12 protein-coding genes are annotated in these 16996 nt (G+C 71.5%); 5 read left to right on the top strand and 7 right to left on the bottom strand.

Annotation, left to right across the window (positions count from 1 at the left end):
* Nucleotides 1-27: 27 nt before the first annotated feature.
* Both ACIBVL_RS12480 and ACIBVL_RS12475 read right to left on the bottom strand, forming a co-directional pair.
* Nucleotides 28-207, bottom strand: coding sequence for a DUF397 domain-containing protein (locus tag ACIBVL_RS12480; protein ID WP_399096231.1), 180 nt, complete (start codon nt 205-207; stop codon nt 28-30).
* Between the two features lie 3 nt (nt 208-210).
* On the bottom strand, nt 211-1068 hold the full coding sequence (locus ACIBVL_RS12475; RefSeq protein WP_399096228.1) for a helix-turn-helix domain-containing protein: 858 nt from the start codon (nt 1066-1068) through the stop codon (nt 211-213).
* Between the two features lie 178 nt (nt 1069-1246).
* On the opposite strand from ACIBVL_RS12475, the gene ACIBVL_RS12470 reads away from it, so the two are divergent.
* Nucleotides 1247-1675 carry an ATP-binding protein gene (locus ACIBVL_RS12470; protein ID WP_399096225.1) on the top strand — a complete coding sequence of 143 codons (429 nt, stop codon included), beginning with the start codon at nt 1247-1249 and terminating at the stop codon, nt 1673-1675.
* A gap of 260 nt (nt 1676-1935) precedes the next feature.
* On the opposite strand, the gene ACIBVL_RS12465 is transcribed toward ACIBVL_RS12470, so the two are convergent.
* Complete coding sequence (locus tag ACIBVL_RS12465; RefSeq protein ID WP_399096222.1) at nt 1936-2310, bottom strand: hypothetical protein; 375 nt, start codon at nt 2308-2310, stop codon at nt 1936-1938.
* Nucleotides 2311-2736: 426 nt separating this feature from the next.
* Nucleotides 2737-4500, bottom strand: coding sequence for an aspartate--tRNA ligase (gene aspS / locus ACIBVL_RS12460; RefSeq protein ID WP_399096219.1), 1764 nt, complete (start codon nt 4498-4500; stop codon nt 2737-2739).
* Between the two features lie 144 nt (nt 4501-4644).
* Between aspS and ACIBVL_RS12455 the strand changes: the two genes are divergently transcribed.
* On the top strand, nt 4645-6792 hold the full coding sequence (locus ACIBVL_RS12455; RefSeq protein ID WP_399096216.1) for a SpoIIE family protein phosphatase: 2148 nt from the start codon (nt 4645-4647) through the stop codon (nt 6790-6792).
* Here the strand turns inward: ACIBVL_RS12455 and ACIBVL_RS12450 are convergent.
* Nucleotides 6741-7808, bottom strand: coding sequence for an AI-2E family transporter (locus ACIBVL_RS12450; protein WP_399096213.1), 1068 nt, complete (start codon nt 7806-7808; stop codon nt 6741-6743). The two genes, ACIBVL_RS12455 and ACIBVL_RS12450, sit on opposite strands and share 52 nt — an antisense overlap.
* Nucleotides 7809-7882: 74 nt before the next feature.
* Nucleotides 7883-10936 carry an FG-GAP repeat domain-containing protein gene (locus ACIBVL_RS12445; protein ID WP_399096210.1) on the bottom strand — a complete coding sequence of 1018 codons (3054 nt, stop codon included), beginning with the start codon at nt 10934-10936 and terminating at the stop codon, nt 7883-7885.
* A gap of 198 nt (nt 10937-11134) precedes the next feature.
* On the opposite strand from ACIBVL_RS12445, the gene ACIBVL_RS12440 reads away from it, so the two are divergent.
* The 3 genes from ACIBVL_RS12440 to ACIBVL_RS12430 are packed head-to-tail and all read left to right on the top strand — an operon-like array spanning nt 11135 to nt 14327.
* Complete coding sequence (locus ACIBVL_RS12440) at nt 11135-11716, top strand: DUF4956 domain-containing protein (RefSeq protein WP_399096207.1); 582 nt, start codon at nt 11135-11137, stop codon at nt 11714-11716.
* Nucleotides 11713-12504: a VTC domain-containing protein gene (locus ACIBVL_RS12435; RefSeq protein ID WP_399096204.1), complete on the top strand. Its 792-nt coding sequence runs from the start codon at nt 11713-11715 to the stop codon at nt 12502-12504. Before ACIBVL_RS12440 ends, ACIBVL_RS12435 begins: the two co-directional genes overlap by 4 nt.
* On the top strand, nt 12501-14327 hold the full coding sequence (locus tag ACIBVL_RS12430; protein ID WP_399096201.1) for a carbohydrate-binding domain-containing protein: 1827 nt from the start codon (nt 12501-12503) through the stop codon (nt 14325-14327). Before ACIBVL_RS12435 ends, ACIBVL_RS12430 begins: the two co-directional genes overlap by 4 nt.
* Nucleotides 14328-14365: 38 nt before the next feature.
* On the opposite strand, the gene ACIBVL_RS12425 is transcribed toward ACIBVL_RS12430, so the two are convergent.
* The gene (locus ACIBVL_RS12425) at nt 14366-16828 is read right to left on the bottom strand and encodes an FG-GAP-like repeat-containing protein (RefSeq protein ID WP_399096198.1); all 2463 of its coding nucleotides are present in this window, start codon (nt 16826-16828) and stop codon (nt 14366-14368) included.
* Nucleotides 16829-16996: the final 168 nt, after the last annotated feature.

Here is a 16996-nt window from a genome sequence, read left to right as displayed (position 1 = left end):
CGGAGGGGCCCTTCTGTGTCTCCGCCTTCATGGCCGGGGGGCGCGCAGGCGTTGCAGGAGGGCGGTGAGGGCTACGGGCGGAAGGCGGATCATCCGGGTGGGGTCGTCGCTTTCGCGGAGGAGCAGCTCGTTGTCGGCGCGGGCCAGTTCGACGCACTCATTGCCCTCGGCGCCGCCGGAGTACGTGGACTTCTGCCACTGGGTCATGTCCTACAACTCCTTCATCATGCGGTGGATGAAGTCCCGCGACTGAGGGATGTCGAGGGATGCCGACTCCACCTTACGGAAGAGTGTTCGCATGGAGTGGAGTTGAGCGGCAGCATCGAGGAAGGCCGAGCCGTACGGGGTGTCCCGCTGGACAGTGTCCAGTGCGGGTACGCGACCACCGGCGTATACCAACGATGAGCTCGCTCCACCGAATCCGTCGACGTCGAACGGAATGACCCGCAGCGCGACGTTCGGTCGCTCCGACTCCCGCAGCAGGTGTTCGAGTTGGGCGCGGGCGACGCGTCGGTCGGCCACGCGGGTGCGCAGCACAGGTTCGTGCAGGATCGCTTCGTACGGCACGGCACGGGAAAGGACCTGCTGGCGGCGCATGCGGTACGTGACCCTCAACTTCTGCTCGCTGGCGGGGAGTTCTGGCACCCAGTAGCCGAACACCGCACGCGCGTAGTCCTCCGTCTGGAGGAGGCCCGGTACGTGGGCGGTCGCGATCACTTGAAGGCACCGGGCGTGGTGCTCCAGTTCCGCCAGGTCCAGGAAGGTGGGGCCGAGTGCTTCCCGGTATTCCTCCCACCACCCCCGTGTTCGGTCGGTCGCGATCTCCACGAGGGCGTCGATCAACGCGGTGTCAGTACAGGCATATTGAGTCGCCATCCTCCGCAGACGCGCCTCGCTCACCCCGGTGACGCCCGACTCGATCTGGCTCATCGTCACCGCGACCGTGCCCAGAGCATCGGCCGCTTGACGTGCCGTCATGCCAGACGCTTCCCGCAGTCGCCGCAACTCGCGCCCCAACCGTTGCTGCCTGGCCGTGGGTTGCTTCCTTGGCACCTGCACCTCCGCCATCACCACATTGGGTGACCAGACTACGACAAAGGGTTGCAGGACACTAACCTTAGTCTCTACCGTCAGTGACGCGCCGCGCACCCTGCGAAACCGGAACCGGAAGCGCACCGCCCCGTCATGCCATGACGGCGGCGACGGAGCCACTGGACCCGCCTCCCCCATCGACCAGGAGTCAGCCATGCCCGATTCCGAAGTAAGCCCCGCCGTCTGGGAGTACATCCTCTACATCCCCAACGATCCACGAGCCGTCCGCATCTGCCGGCAGACCCTTCGTGCCGTCCTCGCCGCCCACGGCTTCCCCGACCTCACCGAGGACGCTGAACTCCTGGCGACCGAGTTGGTCACGAACGCCGTGCGGCACACGAAGGGCCCCGCCGCCATAAAGCTCCGCGCGGAACACCGCACCCTCCGTATCGGCGTCTGGGACAACGACCCCACGCCGCCCCGCCCGTCCCGCGACACCCCGTGGGAGACGGAGACGGGTCGGGGCCTCGCTCTTGTACGGGACTGGGCCGAGCGGTGGGGCTGGGTTCAGCAGCCGGACCACAAGAACATCGTCGGAGGCGGCAAATACATCTGGTGCGACCTGATCAGCGCCGCGGCGTGAACGCAATCTGTCAGTTCCTGGAGATCAGCCTGGAGGTACGAGGCCTCGCGATCTCCGAGGACGTCCGTGAGCGCATCCTCTCCTGCACCGATGCATCGCCAGGTGACGTAGCGAAGGCGTGTTCCGGGTGCTGGAGAAACGGCAGATTCACGTGACCGACAGCGACTGTCTGCGCATCGCGCAGTGCAGCGACCCCGATATGCAGGTCCACTGGCTGAAGACCGCGATTCTGTGCGACAGCGTCCAAGACCTGTTCCGGCCTAACGGGACGTAGTCGCGAGGGCCGGGTCCAGGCCCAGGCCCGCTCGGGCCGTTCGCAGGTGGTCCAGGCCCTCCCTCGCCAACCGGGTCACCTCCGCGTACTCCGCCGCCGTACGGGCCGTTGCCAGGCGGGTCCGGGCCTCGCGGTGGCATTCCGCCGCCCTCGTCAGCGCGCGGGCAGTTTCCTCCCCCGCGCTCGACCAGGTCCGCGCGTCCGGCGGGACCAGGCCGCCCGTCAGGCGGACGAGGGCGTGGTTGGCCTCCGCTTCCGCGTCCAGGCCGGACGGGGGACGGCCCCGCCGGGCCCGCCGGGCCGTGATCCCGGCCACCGAGCCGACGATCAGCAGCACCGAGAGTGTGATGGCGAATGTCATGGCCCCTTTTCCTCCCTTGCCCCGCCGAACCTCGTCGGCTTCCTCCTCCATGAGACGGCAGGGCGCTGTGATCACCCATCGGGATTCCTGTGTGGTGCCGGTGAGGTTTCCAAGGGGGTGGACGAGAGGGGTGAACCGGTCAAGCGGGGCAGGGAGGGGGACTCTGAGGGTCAGCTCGCCGAGGTGGTCGGAGATGCGCTCGGCCGCGGCGGGGCGGCGGGAACGTGCCGTCGGAGGAGCCGCTGCGGTGAGGACCGCGCGCTACCTGAGCGCGGCCATGGAGATCCGCTCGGCCACCGGGTTCCTTTCGCACTCCCCGCGAAAGGGGCCGGAAAACGACGTACGGGCCGGGTCAGCAGTGAAGGGGCCGGAAAACCGCGGTGGTTTCCGGCCCCTTCACCACAGGGACCCGCTGTCGGCGGAGCCTTACTTGGGCTGCGGCTTGCGCACCGTGAGGTGCAGCTCCCTCAGCCGGGCCTCCTCCAGCTCCGTCGGCGCGCCCATCATCAGGTCCTGGGCGTTGCCGTTGAGCGGGAACGCGATCGTCTCGCGGATGTTCGGCTCGTCCGCGAGGAGCATGACGATGCGGTCGACGCCGGGCGCGATGCCACCGTGCGGCGGGGCGCCGAAGCGGAAGGCGCGCAGCATGCCGGCGAACTTGTCCTCGACGGTCTCCCGGTCGTAGCCCGCGATCTCGAACGCCTTGAGCATGATCTCCGGCTCGTGGTTCCGGATCGCGCCGGAGGACAGCTCGACGCCGTTGCAGACGATGTCGTACTGCCAGCCCAGGATGTCCAGCGGGTCCTGGGTCTCCAGGGCCTCGAGGCCGCCCTGGGGCATGGAGAACGGGTTGTGCGAGAAGTCGATGGCGCCCGTGTCCTCGTCCTTCTCGTACATCGGGAAGTCGACGATCCAGCAGAACCGGAAGACGCCCTCCTCGAAGTGACCGGCCCGCTTGGCGGCCTCGACCCGCACCGCGCCCATGATCTTCGAGACCTCGTCGAACTCGCCCGCGCCGAAGAACACCGCGTGGCCGGCCGACAGCGACAGGCGCTTGGTCAGCTCGGCGACGTTCTCCTCGGTGAGGAACTTCGCGATCGGGCCGGTCAGCGAGCCGTCCTCGGCCACGCGCACCCAGGCCAGGCCCTTGGCGCCCAGCGAGATCGCGTACTCACCGAGCTGGTCGAAGAACTTGCGGGGCTGGTCCTGGACGGCCGGGACGGGGAGCGCCCGCACGTGCTTGCCGGCGAAGGCCTTGAACTCGGAGCCCTCGAAGACGTCGGTGATGTCGACGAGCTCCAGCTGGGCCCGCAGGTCCGGCTTGTCGGAGCCGTACTTCAGCATCGCCTCGCGGAAGGGGATGCGGGGGAAGGGGGACGTCACATGACGGCCGCCGCCGAACTCCTCGAAGAGCTCGGTCATCAGCTTCTCGACCGGCTGGAAGACGTCCTCCTGCTCGACGAACGACATCTCGATGTCGAGCTGGTAGAACTCGCCCGGCGAACGGTCCGCGCGCGCGTCCTCGTCCCGGAAGCAGGGCGCGATCTGGAAGTACCGGTCGAAGCCCGAGATCATCAGCAGCTGCTTGAACTGCTGAGGGGCCTGGGGCAGGGCGTAGAACTTGCCCGGGTTCAGGCGCGACGGGACGACGAAGTCGCGGGCGCCCTCGGGAGAGGTGGCCGACAGGATCGGCGTCGCCATCTCGTTGAAGCCCAGCGCCGTCATCTTGTGCCGGATCGCCGAGATGACCGCCGTGCGCAGCATGATGTTGCGGTGCATGCGCTCGCGGCGCAGGTCCAGGAAGCGGTACTCCAGGCGCCGCTCCTCGTTGACCCCGTCCTCGGTGTTGATCGTGAAGGGCAGCGGCTGGGCGGCGCCGAGCAGCTCGACCTCGCCGACCTCGACCTCGACCTCACCGGTCGGCAGCTCCGCGTTGACGTTCTCCGTGCCGCGCGAGACGACCTTGCCGTCGACACGGACCGTCGACTCCTTGGTCAGCTTGTCCAGCGCCTCGTACGCCGGCGTGCCGGGGCGGGCGACGAGCTGCGTGATGCCGTAGTGATCGCGCAGATCGATGAAGAGGATGCCGCCCAGGTCGCGCCGATTGTGCAGCCAGCCACTCAGCCGGACGTCGGTGCCGACGTCAGAGGAGCGGAGCTCGCCGCAGGTGTGGGACCTGTACCGATGCATCGTCGTTCATCCAGTCTTCGCGGATCGGGGGCGTGTTTCACGTGAAACAACCCCCAGGGTACCGGGCAGTCACTGATCACCTCCCCTCAATACCGGTCCGGTGATCAGTGGCACTTCTCGTTCCAGTCTTCTTAAAGTGGGGCAATGCGCGCTGGCGAGTCTTTGCCCGCCGTGGGGGAGGTCCTCGCCTCCCTCGCGACCGGCCTGTGGCACTGGAGCACAGCCACCGGGCTGGTCACGGTCGACGCCGAGGCCGCCCGGCTGCTCGGGCTGCCCCCCGAGGAGACGGTCCTCACCGAGGCCCAGACCCGGGCCCGGCTGCACCCCGTCGACTGGAACGAGATCACCGGAGTGGTGCAGCTCGCCGTCGCCGAGGGCACCCTCGCCGAGGTGCGGGTCCGGATCATGGACGACCAGGGGCGGGTGGTCCGGGTGGCCCGCAGCCGCTCCAAGCCGTCGTTCGACCAGGTGAAGCGGGCGTACGAGCTGATCGGCACCCTCCAGGAGGTCACCGAGCCCCGGCCGGGCACCCCCGCCGGGCGCACCACGGTCACCGGTGACTGGCGGCGCTCACGGGAGGCGTTCCTGCTGGACGCGGGCCGGGCGCTGGCCGAGGCGCGGTCCACGGAGGAGGTGCTGCGGGTCGCGGCGGGCCTGGCGATGCCGGGGTTCTCACCGGACGGGCTCGCCGTCTTCGGCGTCGACGGCGACCGGCTGACGATCATCGGCCACCATGGGCAGCAGTCCGGTGACGAAGGCCCCTTCACCCATATGCCGGTGGAGACGGACTACCCGGCCGCGGAGGTCGTGCGCACCGGCCGGGCCGTCTATCTCTCCTCGCCCCAGCGGTACAAGGAGCGCTACCCGCTCACCTGGCCGCTGGCCGCGCACTTCGGCCGGGAGTCGTGGGCGTTCCTGCCGCTGACGGTGGCCGGGCGGACGATGGGCGCCTGGATGGCCGCCTTCACCCACCCGGTGGCGTTCACCCCGGACGAGCGGTCCGTGCTCACCACGGTCGCCCGCATGCTGGCCCAGGCACTCACCCGCGCGGGCGCCGCGGAGACCCAGCGCGAGCTGACCGACGGCCTGCAGCGCTCCATGCTGCCCACGCTCGGCCCCGAGATACCGGGCATGACCCTGGCCGCCCGCTACATACCGACCGGCGGCGGGCTCCAGGTCGGCGGCGACTGGTACGACATGATCCCGCTGCCCACGGGCAGGTTCGCGCTGGTCATGGGGGACGTCCAGGGGCACGACGTGCGGGCGGCGGGGCTGATGGGCCAGCTGCGGATAGCGCTGCGCGCGTACGCCGCCGAGGGCCACCGCCCCGACGCCGTGCTCTCCCGTGCCTCCGTCTTCCTCCACGGCGTCAACCAGGACGGGGACGGCACGGACCCGCGCTTCGCGACCTGCCTGTATGCGGAGCTCGACCCGGTGACCGGCGTTCTGGAGACGGCGCGGGCCGGGCACCTCGACCCGGCGGTGCGCATGGCCGACGGCACGGTCATGGTCCGCGCGACCGCCGGCGGGCTGCCGCTGGGCATCGACCCGGACGCCGACTACCCCATCACCCGGCTCGCCCTGGAACCCGGCGAGACGCTGATGCTGTGCACCGACGGCCTGCTGGAGACCGGCGGCCACGACCTCGACACGGGGTGGCGGCGGCTCCGCGGGATTCTGGAAGGTCAGGAGGGAGACCTGGAGGAACTGGCCGACGCGCTCGTCCAGGCCGTGCACGGCCCGCCCTCCCACCACACCCGCGGCCCGCTCGCCGACCGCCGAGGGGACGACATCGCGCTCCTGCTGCTGTGCCGCCATGGCGGTGAGAGCGGCGGCCCGGTCGCCGCCGCACCGGTACGGACGCCCGTCCGGCGCACGATGCTGACGGTCGCGCAGGCCGAGCCCGAGCGGATCGCCGTGGGCCGCCAGCAGCTGCGCGAGCTGCTGCACGACTGGCCGAGCGAGGACCAGGTCGACTCGGCGGTGCTGCTCGTCTCCGAGACGCTCACGAACGTCCTCGTCCACACGGACGCCGACGCGCTGCTGGTCGCCGAGGTCACCGGGACGCCCGGCGAACGGCGTATGCGCGTCGAGGTCACCGACAGCGGCGACGACCTGCCCCACAAACGCCGCCCCGGCGAGCTGGCCTCCTCCGGGCGCGGCCTGGTCCTCATCGAACTGCTCGCGGACAGCTGGGGGGTGGCGCCGCGGGGCGAGGGCAAGAGCATCTGGTTCGAGCTCTACGAATCCGGGCCGTCGGGGCCGTCGGGAGACGGCCCGGGGGTGCCGTAGCGCGTCCGCAGCTCGTGCAGGACCCCGAAGCCCGCCGCCGTCAACGGTACGGCGAGCAGCATGCCGAGGACGCCGGCCACGGACGCCCCCGCGGTGATGGCGAGCATCACGGCCGCCGGGTGCATCTGCACGGTCCGGCTCTGGATCGCCGGCTGGAGCACATGCCCCTCCAGCACCTGCACGGCGAGTACGACCCCCAGCGCCCACAGCGCGACGACGACCCCCCGGTCGGCGAGCGCGACGAGCACGGCGACCGCCCCGGAGATGAAGGCGCCGAGGTAGGGGATGTAGGCGCCGACGAAGACGAGCGCGCCGAGCCCCACAGCCCCCGGCACGTCGAGGACGAGCAGTCCCACGGTGATGCACACGGCGTCGATGAAGGCGATGAGGGTGGTCCCCCGCATGAAGCCCTCCACCGCCGCGAAGGCCCGCCGCCCCATCGCCTCCAGCGTGTCCGCGGTGCCGTGCGGGGCGACGGAGCGCAGGGTTTCGGCCGCCCGGTGGGAGTCCCGCAGGAAGAAGAAGACGAGCAGCAGGGCGAGGACGGCCATGGCGATGGTCTCCCCGACGACACTGACCCCGCTGATCACATTGGAGGCCGCCGTCCCGCCGAACTTCGTCAGCAGCTCCCTGGCGTGGGAGGCCAGGTCGTCCAGCGAGGTCCCGGCCGCCCCGAAGTGGTCGGCGACGCTCTGCGCCGCGTCCTTCAGCGCGGCGACGATCTGGTCCCCGGTGTCGATCAGCGCGGCGACGACGATGTACACCGCCCCGCCGACCACCGCGACGACGGCGACGCAGGTCACCGCCGCCGCCGTCGACCGCGGCACCCGCGCCTTCACCAACCGCCCGTACAGCGGCCGCAGCAGCGCGGTCCCGAGCAGCGCGAGCAGCACCGGCGTCACCGCCGCGCGAAAGGTGGCGCAGAGCCGGATCCCGACGTACGCCACCCCCGCGCCGAGCAGGATCACCGCACACCAGGCGGCGAACCGGCGGACGGGCTCGGGCAGCAGCTGCACACCACCAGCGGATCATGCCCCGGCCGGGTTGTCCTGCGCGGACACCCCGGCCGGGTGACGCACCTGAGGGGGAATCAGGAGAGGGAGGTGTACCCGCCCCAGCCCGACCCGAGCAGCGTCCGCGACCCGAACGAGCCCTTGCCGTCGCCGTACTGCCGGTACAGCCTGCCGCCGGTGTCCCGGGAGACGAGGTCGGCCCGGCCGTCGCGGTTGATGTCACCGACGCCGACGACGGCGTTGTAGGAGGCGCCCCAGGCGGCGAACAGCTTCACGCGCGCGGAGAAGGTGCCCTTGCCGGTGCCGAGGTACCGGTAGAGGGTGTTCGCCTTGTCCTGTGCCAGCAGGTCACCGATGCCGTCCCCGTTGAGGTCCCCGGCGCCCACGATCCTCCTGTACGTCTTCAGGTTGTCGTACAGCTTCACGCGGGAGGACAGCTTGCCGGTGCTCGTGCCCTTGTGGAGGTACACCGTGCCGGTGGAGGAAGCGCGGGTGATCAGGTCGGGGCGGCCGTCACCGGTGACGTCACCGGGCGAGGTGAGGACGTCGTACTGGTTCCAGCCGCCGGTGGCGAGGGTGGTGTACGCCGTCGACGGCTTGACCGCCGAGTTGCAGCCCGGCTTGTACAGGCGCAGGGCGCCGCTGCTCAACCGGACCAGGACGTCGTTGCAGCGGTCGCCGCTGAGGTCGCCGAAGGGGACGGCCGTGATGGTTCTGGGCCAGCCGGTGCCGGTGATCTTTTCCGAGAACTTGCCGCTGCCCGTGCCCCGGTGGACGGTCAGGCTGCCCGAGGTGGTGAGGGTGAGCAGGTCGCCGATGCCGTCGGGGCCGTCGATGCTGCCGTAGTCGTGGCGGACCGGGGAGCCCTTGTGGATGAAGCCGGTGCCGCCGGCCACCGTGGCGGCCGTGGTGGTGCCCAGGCCGGTCGCCCTCAGGGTCCACGTGTAGGCCCCGTTGGGGAAGCGGACGCCGGCCGGGGTCAGGCCGTTCCACTGGGCGTCCACGTGCGCAGTGGCGGCGCCGCCGGTGATCGTGCGGGTGGCCCTGCCGGTCGGGCCGCTCTGCACCGAGGTGAAGGTCAGGGACCAGGCGGTGGCTGGGCGGGACAGCAGCCAGGTGGCGCTCCAGAAGTTCGCGGCGCCCAAGGGGGCCAGGTATTCGTTGATCTCCGTCCTGAACGCGGTCGGCGCCGAAGGGGGCACGCCGGTCGTGGCGACGTGCGTGCGCTCGTACGAGTCGAACCAGGCGACCAGGCCCGTGTACTCGTCCACCGTCCAGCGGTAGCGGCGGTCGGTGTCCTGGCCGGTGTCCGGGATGCCGGAGGCAAGGGTGCGGGTGGTCCCGGTGGCCGCCTCGGTGAGAACCAGTTCGTCGGTGGTGTGGTCGTGGCGGACGGTGAAGCCGTCCCCCAGCAGGACATCGCCCGGGGTGACCGCGACCGATGTCCCCGCCTTGGTGTCGTAGACGCCCGCCGAGGCCGTGCCGCACGCCCAGTACAGCCAGCGGCCCGCCGCCTGCAGCTCGGTCGGGACACAGCCGGCGCCGGGGAGGGGGACCGTGGCGAGGGTCTTCGCCGCGGTGAGGCTGTAGGAGGTGACCTGGCCGGTGGCGGAGGTGGCGCTCCAGAGGGTGGAGCCGTTCAGGGCGGCGGCGCGGACGCTCCGCTTCAACTGCTGGCCCTGGTCCAGCTCCCAGACGTACTGAGCGGGCGAGGTGCCGCCGGACTGGTAAACCACGTAGTCGTCCGAGACGTCGACGATCTTGCCGCCGGAGGTGCCGAACTCGACCGGGTTGGAGGAGCCGGTGGCCCTGATCCTGTCGAGCTTCTGGTCGGTCCCGCTGGTGTACGTGGTGAGGTACACGTCGTTCGGTTCGAAGCCCGTGTTGCCCCAGAGGGGGACGCAGGTCACGCCGGTGTACGGGCAGGCGGCGCTGATCTTGGCGCTGTCGGTGCCGGCCGAGGACTGCAGGGCGCTACCGCCGTCGGTGGTGAGGACGCGGACGGAACTGGCGCCGCCGCTCTCCACCACGCGCAGGGCGCCCCTGCTGAGGGCGAGCCCCGTCTTGGCGTTTTCCACGGCCGGAGTCCGGGCCACCTGGGTGAGGGTGGGCGTACCGTCCTCGGCGTCCGGGCCGACGCGCTGCAGCCACCAGTCGTCGGCGCCCGTGCCGCCGCTGACCAGCGCGTTGTCGCCGGGGGCGGGCAGCGCGTAGGCGCCGGAGGCCGCCAGCAGGACCTCGGAGGAGCCGTCGGTGAGCGACACCGCCGCCAGTTTGGTCCCGGAGACGGAGCCGGCGTCCAGAGGCAGCAGCAGGCGGTCCCCGGTGAGGACGGGGGCGCCGTCCGGCTCGCCGAGGTATGGCAGGTCGTAGGTCTGCTCCTCGGCGGCCGGGTCCGTCCGTGACTTGAGGTGCAGGTCGCCGTTGTCGGCGTCGTACCAGCCGATCCGGTCGTCGCTCATCACGGCGTACCCGCCGTAGGCGACTTCCCCGAAGGCCCCGGTCTCGACGGCGGTGTCGACGTCGACGTAGGAGATCGCGGTGCCGTCCTTGACCAGCACGCCGTGCGCGTCGGCGGCGGCCACCGTGTTGTCCTGGATGGTGAACGCGTCACCGGTGACCGTCCGCTCGCGGCGCTCCCCGCCCGGGAAGTCGATGAGGGTGCGGCCGGTGACGACCGTCTCGCCGGCGAGCGCACGGTAGTAGTAGGCCGAGGTGACCGTGGAGGTCGTCCGCGTCGCCGGGTCCCACAGGGTGACGGACTTGCTCGACAGCGCCGTCGGCAGGGCGACGAGATCGCCGTCGGAGCCGTACCAGGCCGTGCGGCACGCGTTGGTCACGGCGGCGCAGGGCGAGGTCGGGGTGTAGACGCCGTCCGCGGTCGACACGGTGACGGTGGCGCCGGTGGTGTAGTCCGTCCACAGCAGCCCGGCGACCCCGCTCTGCCGGTGCAGATAACCGCTCTCCCCGGCGACGAGCGGGCGTTCGGTGCGCGGCTCGGTGGAGGCCGGGTCGGTGAGTGTGATCTCGGCGGTGCCGGTGGTGGTGCCGGTAGCACCGGCGGTGCCCCCGCCGACGGCGGTGACGGCGGTCGCGACGGCGACCGCGAGTGCGGAGACGGCGGCGCTCACGCCTGCCGTCCTCCGGGCGTGTCTGCCCACGTACTGGTCCCTCCCCACGAGGGCCCCCTGCCCCCGCCCAAGTGAACGGACTTTAGCAGGGCTTTTCCGTCCCTTTGCCGGGGGGATCCCCGTTCTTTCCCCGTACTTCTCAACGTCGCTTAAGGGAGACCAAAGGCGGTTCACAGACGGTGCCCCGATCGTCGTGCCATGGGCACCCAACCGCTCCTCGCCGTCACGGACCTGGCCGCCATCTCCGTCCTGGCCTTCGCCGTCTACTTCCCCCGCCACCACCGCAGGGACCTGGTCACCGCGTTCCTCGGGATCAACGTCGGGGTGCTCGCCGTGGCGATGACGCTGAGTCAGGCGGCCGTGGGAATCGGGCTCGGGATGGGCCTGTTCGGGGTGTTGTCGATCATCCGGCTGCGGTCGTACGAGATCGCGCAGCACGAGATCGCCTACTACTTCGCGGCCCTCGCGATCGGCCTGCTCAACGGCATCCCCGAGGAGACGTCCGTCCTGCCCGTCGCCCTGACGGCCCTGCTCGTCGGCACGCTCTACGTCGCCGACCACCCCCGCCTCTACGCCCGGCACCGCACCCGCAGCCTCCGCCTGGACACGGCGCACACCGACGAGGCCGCCCTGCGCGCCCACCTCGAAGTGCTGCTCGGCGGGCGGGTGGTGAACCTGTCGGTCAAGGGCGTCGACCTCGTCAACGACACCACCCAGGTCGAGGTCCGGTACGTGGTCGGCACCGAGGTGCCGGCGCCGCGGAGCGGGGTCCCGGCGTGACCGCGCTCGACTCCCTCGGCACGGCCGTCGGCGCCCTGCGTCCCGTCGGCCTCGACGAACTCGTCGCCCGTGCCGAGCTGTTGACCCGCCTGGACCGCAAGTACGTCCTGCCGCTCGCCGACCTGCCCTTCCTGCTCGGCGGCCTCGACACGGACGTACGCGTCCTGGAGATCGACGGGGAACGGGCCTTCGGCTACCGGTCCCTCTACTACGACACCCCGCGGCTCGACGCCTACCTGGGTGCCGCCCGCGGCCGTCGGCGACGCTTCAAGGTGCGGGTGCGCAGCTATCTCGACTCGGGGCTCGACTTCCTGGAGGTCAAGACGCGAGGGCCGCGCGGGACCACGGTCAAGCGGCGGATCCCGTACGACGGTGACGGCCGCCTTCTCGGCACCGGCGCCCGCGCCTTCGTCGACGGCGTCCTCGCCTCCGCCCGCATCGACTCCCGCGGCTTCCGCTTCGGGCCGGCGCTGACGACGACGTACCGCCGTACGACCCTGCTCCTGCCCGCCGACGGCAGCCGGCTGACCGTCGACACCGGTCTGGTCTGGGCCCTGCCCGACGGCTCCCGGGCGCTGGGCGTCCCCGATCGGGCCGTCGTCGAGACGAAGGCCGGACGGGCCGGGTCCGGGGCCGACCGGCTGCTGTGGTCGCTGGGCCACCGGCCCTGCACGGTCTCCAAGTACGGCACCGGCCTCGCCGCCCTGCGCCCCGAACTCCCCGCCCACCGCTGGCTGCCGGTCCTGCGCCGCCACGTCCCCACCGCACTCGACGGGAGCCCCGCATGAGCATCGGAAGAACGGTACGGCGGAAGCTGGCCGCCGCCCTCACCTCCATCGCCCTGGCCTCGGCGGCGCTGGCCGGATGCTCCTCGGACAGCTCGGAGGAGACGGCCGGCGGCTCGGAGTCGGCCGGTTCCGGTTCCGCCGTGGAGGGCGCCCAGAGCGCCGCCACCGTCCTCGCCGCCGACAAGAAGGCCCATGACGCCGACACGGATGAGGACACCTCCGACGCCGTGACCATCGAGCTGGACGGCGACTCGGCGTCCGTGGACGGGAAGGGGGCCGAGGCCGACGGGGCGACCGTGACCATCACCTCCGGCGGCACCTACCGGATCGGCGGCACGCTCACCGACGGACAGGTCGTCGTCGACGCGCCCGACACGGACGTGAAGCTCGTCCTCGACGGGGCGCGGATCTCCAGCTCCTCGGGTGCGGCCGTCGCGGCCACCGCCGTGGACGAGCTCGTCGTCGTCCTCGCCGACGGCAGTACGAACACCCTCTCCGACGCGGACTCGTACACCGACTCCTCCGCCGACGCGGGGGACGTGAACGCGGCGCTCTTCAGCGCCGGTGACCTGACCGTCGGGGGCGCCGGCTCGCTCACCGTGAAGGGGAACGGCAACGACGGGATCGCGAGCAAGGACGGGCTGGTCATCGCCTCCGGGACGGTGAACGTCACCGCCGCCGACGACGGCATCCGGGGCAAGGACTATCTGGTCGTCCAGGACGGCGAGGTCACCGTCACGGCCGGTGGCGACGGACTCAAGGCCGACAACGAGGAGGACGCGGACTCCGGGTACGTGTCCCTCGCGGGCGGTGCGGTCGACGTCACCGCCGAGGGCGACGGTGTCGACGCGGCGACCGACCTCGTCGTCACGGGCGGGCGGCTGACCGTCGGCAGCGGGGGCGGGAGCGGCACCCAGCCTTCCGACGAGGTGTCCGCGAAGGGACTGAAGGCCGGGGTCATCGGTGTGCTGGAGGGCGGCACGGTCGCGGTCGACGCCTCCGACGACGCCGTGCACAGCGACGGCGCCGTCCACTTCGCCGGGGCCACGGTGACCGCCGCGAGCGGGGGCGACGGGGTGCACGCGGAAGGGGACCTCGTCGTCGACAAGGGCACGGTGAAGGTCACGAAGGCGCAGGAGGGCCTGGAGGGCTTCGACATCGTCGTCGGCGGCGGCTCGGTGTCGATCGTCTCCAGCGACGACGGCGTCAACGCCTCCGGCGGCACCGGGAGCTCGCAGCAGGGCAGGGGCGGTGGCGGTGGAGAGAGCGTCGGCGACTACAAGCTGACCGTCACCGGCGGCACCCTGCTCGTCGACGCCGAGGGCGACGGTCTGGACTCCAACGGCACCGCCGAGATCACCGGCGGCACGATCGTCGTCAACGGCCCTCAGCAGGGCGGCAACGGCGCTCTCGACGTCAACGGAGGTTTCACCGTCGGCGGCGGCACGCTGCTCGCGGCGGGCAGCGCGGGCATGGCCGTCGCACCCGACGAGGAGTCCGGGCAGGGCTGGCTGTCGGCGACCCTCGACTCCTCCGTCCCCGCCGGCACGACCCTGCACGTGGTCGACGCCGACGGCGAGGTCGTCGCCACCTATGTCACGGCCAAGCAGATCCAGAGCGTCGTCTACTCCTCCTCCGCGATCGAGTCCGGCGAGGAGTACCGGATCTACTCCGGCGGCACGGCGCCGGCCGCCGACGGCACGGGCGGCCTCGCCGCGAAGGCCGGCACGCTCGGCTCGGCGGAGAAGATCGCGACGGTCACGGCCGGGGAGGCGCCGGAGGGCGGCGGGTTCGGCGGCGGACCGGGCGGGGACCGTGGCTGACCCACGGCCCCGCCCCGTCCGGGCCTGACCGGTGACCGTCAGAAGAGCGCCTTGTAGCGGCTGTAGCCACCGCCGATCTTGACGCGGCTGCCGTAGGACCCCTTGCCGTTGCCCAGCTGGCGGTAGAGGTTGCCCGCGGTGTCGCGCGCCAGCAGGTCGGCCTTGCCGTCGCGGTTGATGTCGCCGACGCCGACGACCGCGTTGTACGAGGAGCCCCAGACGGCGAAGATCTTGGCCCGTGCGGAGAAGGTGCCGTCGCCCTTGCCGTAGTACCGGTACAGGTTGTTCGCCTTGTCCTGGGCGACCAGGTCGCCGATGCCGTCGCCGTTGAGGTCCCCGGCGCCCACGACCTGCTTGTACGTCTTCCAGTTGTCGTACAGCTTCACGCGCGCCGACAGGCCGGCGGTGCTCGTGCCCTTGTAGAGGTACACCGCTCCGGTCGAGGCGTTGCGGGCGATCAGGTCGGGGCGGCCGTCCTTGGTGACGTCACCGGGGTAGGTGAGGACGTCGTACTGCTTCCAGCCCGTCGTGGAGATCGTCTTGTACGTCGTCGACGGCTTCGGCGCGGTCCCGCAGGCCGGCCGGTACGCGCGCAGGGCGTCGCCGACGCGGACGAGGACGTCGTTGCAGCGGTCGCCGTTCAGGTCGCCGAAGGGCACCGCCTTGATGCTCGTCGGCCAGCCCGTGGCCGCCGCACCCGTCTCGAGCTGGCCGGTGCCGTCGCCGAGGGCCCACTCGATCCGGCCCGTGGAGTCCAGGTGAAGCAGGTCGCCGAGGCCGTCCGGGGTGACCTCGTGGCCGCCGAAGTCACGGAAGGCCGGGCTGCCGCCGGTCACCGTCACGGTGCCGGTCCCGAGCGTCGACGAGGTGCCGGATCCCCACTGGACGGCCTTCAGCGTCCAGGTGAGCCGGCCGTTGACGGCGATCGCGCCGGTGGTGGTGCGGCCGTTCCAGACCGGGGCGAGGGTCGTGGAGCCGGTCGCGGGGGCGGCGCCGCTCAGGGTGCGCACGGTCCTGCCCGCGGTGTCCGTGAGGGTGAGCGTCCAGGAGGCGACGGCGGAGTTCGTCGTCCAGGCCGGCTTCCAGGCGGCGCTGGAGGAGGTGGTGCCCTTGAGCGGCACGACGGCCGGGACCGTCCTGTCCGTCACCGTGAGGGCGGGCCAGGCGGTGCGGGAGGCGAACACCTCCGTGTCGGCCGAGACGCCGGACGCCGGCCCCCACACCGCGGTGGCGCTGCCGGCGGCGTCCGCCACGATCTCGCCGCGCACCGACTTGCCCCCGCCCACCCGGCGGGCGGACGTCCACTCGCCGTCGGCCAGGGTGGCCTCCCAGAGGGAGGTGGTCTGCTGGTCGGCGTCGAGCTCCGGCCACAGCACATGGACCGAGCCGTCCGGGGCGACGGAGGCGTCGGAGGAGGGCTGCACGACCCCGTGGGACAGGATCTTCGGCGCCGACCACGCGCCGGTGGAGCTGTCGTACGTGGTGGTCTTCACGTTCTCGGCGCCCGTGGCCCGGTCGAACCAGACGAGGGTGATGTCGCCGTCGGGGCCGACCAGCGGCTCCGGAACGTCGCCGGGATCGCCGACGGCGGTGGCGGCGGTCTGCGGCTCGCTCCACGCGGTGGCCGCGTCGGGGCGCCGCATGGTCTGGAAGGTGCCGTTCATGTCCTGGTACACCAGACGGACCGAGCCGTCCGGGGCGGAGGCCAGGGTGGGCAGCTCCCTGGAAGCGGTGATCTCCTGCGGGGTCGGCCAGGCGGTGGCGTCGGCCGGCTTGGCGTTCGTCATCACCCGGTAGGACAGGGTGTTCACATTCATCCAGTACGAGACGACGAGTCCGCCCTGCCCGTCGTAGGCGATCTGCGGCTTCCCGACGGTCCCGTAGCCGACACCCGCGTAGGTGGCCGCGTTGCTGACCTGCGCCGGTGTGGACCAGCTGCCCTCCCCGACGAGGGTGGCGGCGTACGCCTCGCTCCTGCCGGACCTCCACACGCGCTGGGTCCACACGGCGGCGAGCGTTCCGCCGGGCCCCACGGCGAGGTCGGGGTACTCGAACGCCGTGCTCTCGTTCGTGGAGATCACCGCGGGCTGCGACCAGGCGGACCGGTCGGCGCCCAGGGTGGCGGAGGCGACGTGCGAGGTGGTGGTCCACAGCGCCGCGACCGATCCGTCCGGGCGTGCCGCGAGACGCGCCTCGCCGACGACGTCCGCGACCGCGACCTGCTTGCTCCAGGTGTTGCTGTTCGCGGGACGCGTGGCCGAGTAGAGGTAGCCGGTGTTGTTCTGGGTCCAGACGGCCACGGTGGTGCCGTCCTTGGTGACGACGACGTCCTGGAGCTCGGACTTGTAGGTGTGGAGCGTCACCGGGCTCGTCCACGGCGGCAGTACGGTCGCCGCGGCGGCCGGAGCGGCCGGGAGCGCGGTGCCCGCCAGGACGAGCGAGACGGTGACGAGTGCGGTGGCCGCGGCACGACGGCGCGGCGACATGGCAGATCTGCCCATATGAATGGATTCCCCTCCCCGTAGGGGCGTGCGCCCCCCGACGGGCACCCTAAGCGGCTGGTGAGGAAATCGTGAAGGCGTTTGATCGTGGGACGGAGACGGTGGCGAAAAAAATTCTCGGGACGCGGCAACTCTTCACAGTCCGGCGCCCACTGACAGGTCGTAAGC

Origin of the sequence: Streptomyces sp. NPDC049687, from assembly GCF_044465285.1 — a bacterium.
Lineage (GTDB): Bacteria > Actinomycetota > Actinomycetes > Streptomycetales > Streptomycetaceae > Streptomyces.
The sequence above is the reverse complement of the archived record's forward strand: the minus strand, read 5'-3'. Positions and strand labels throughout refer to the sequence as shown.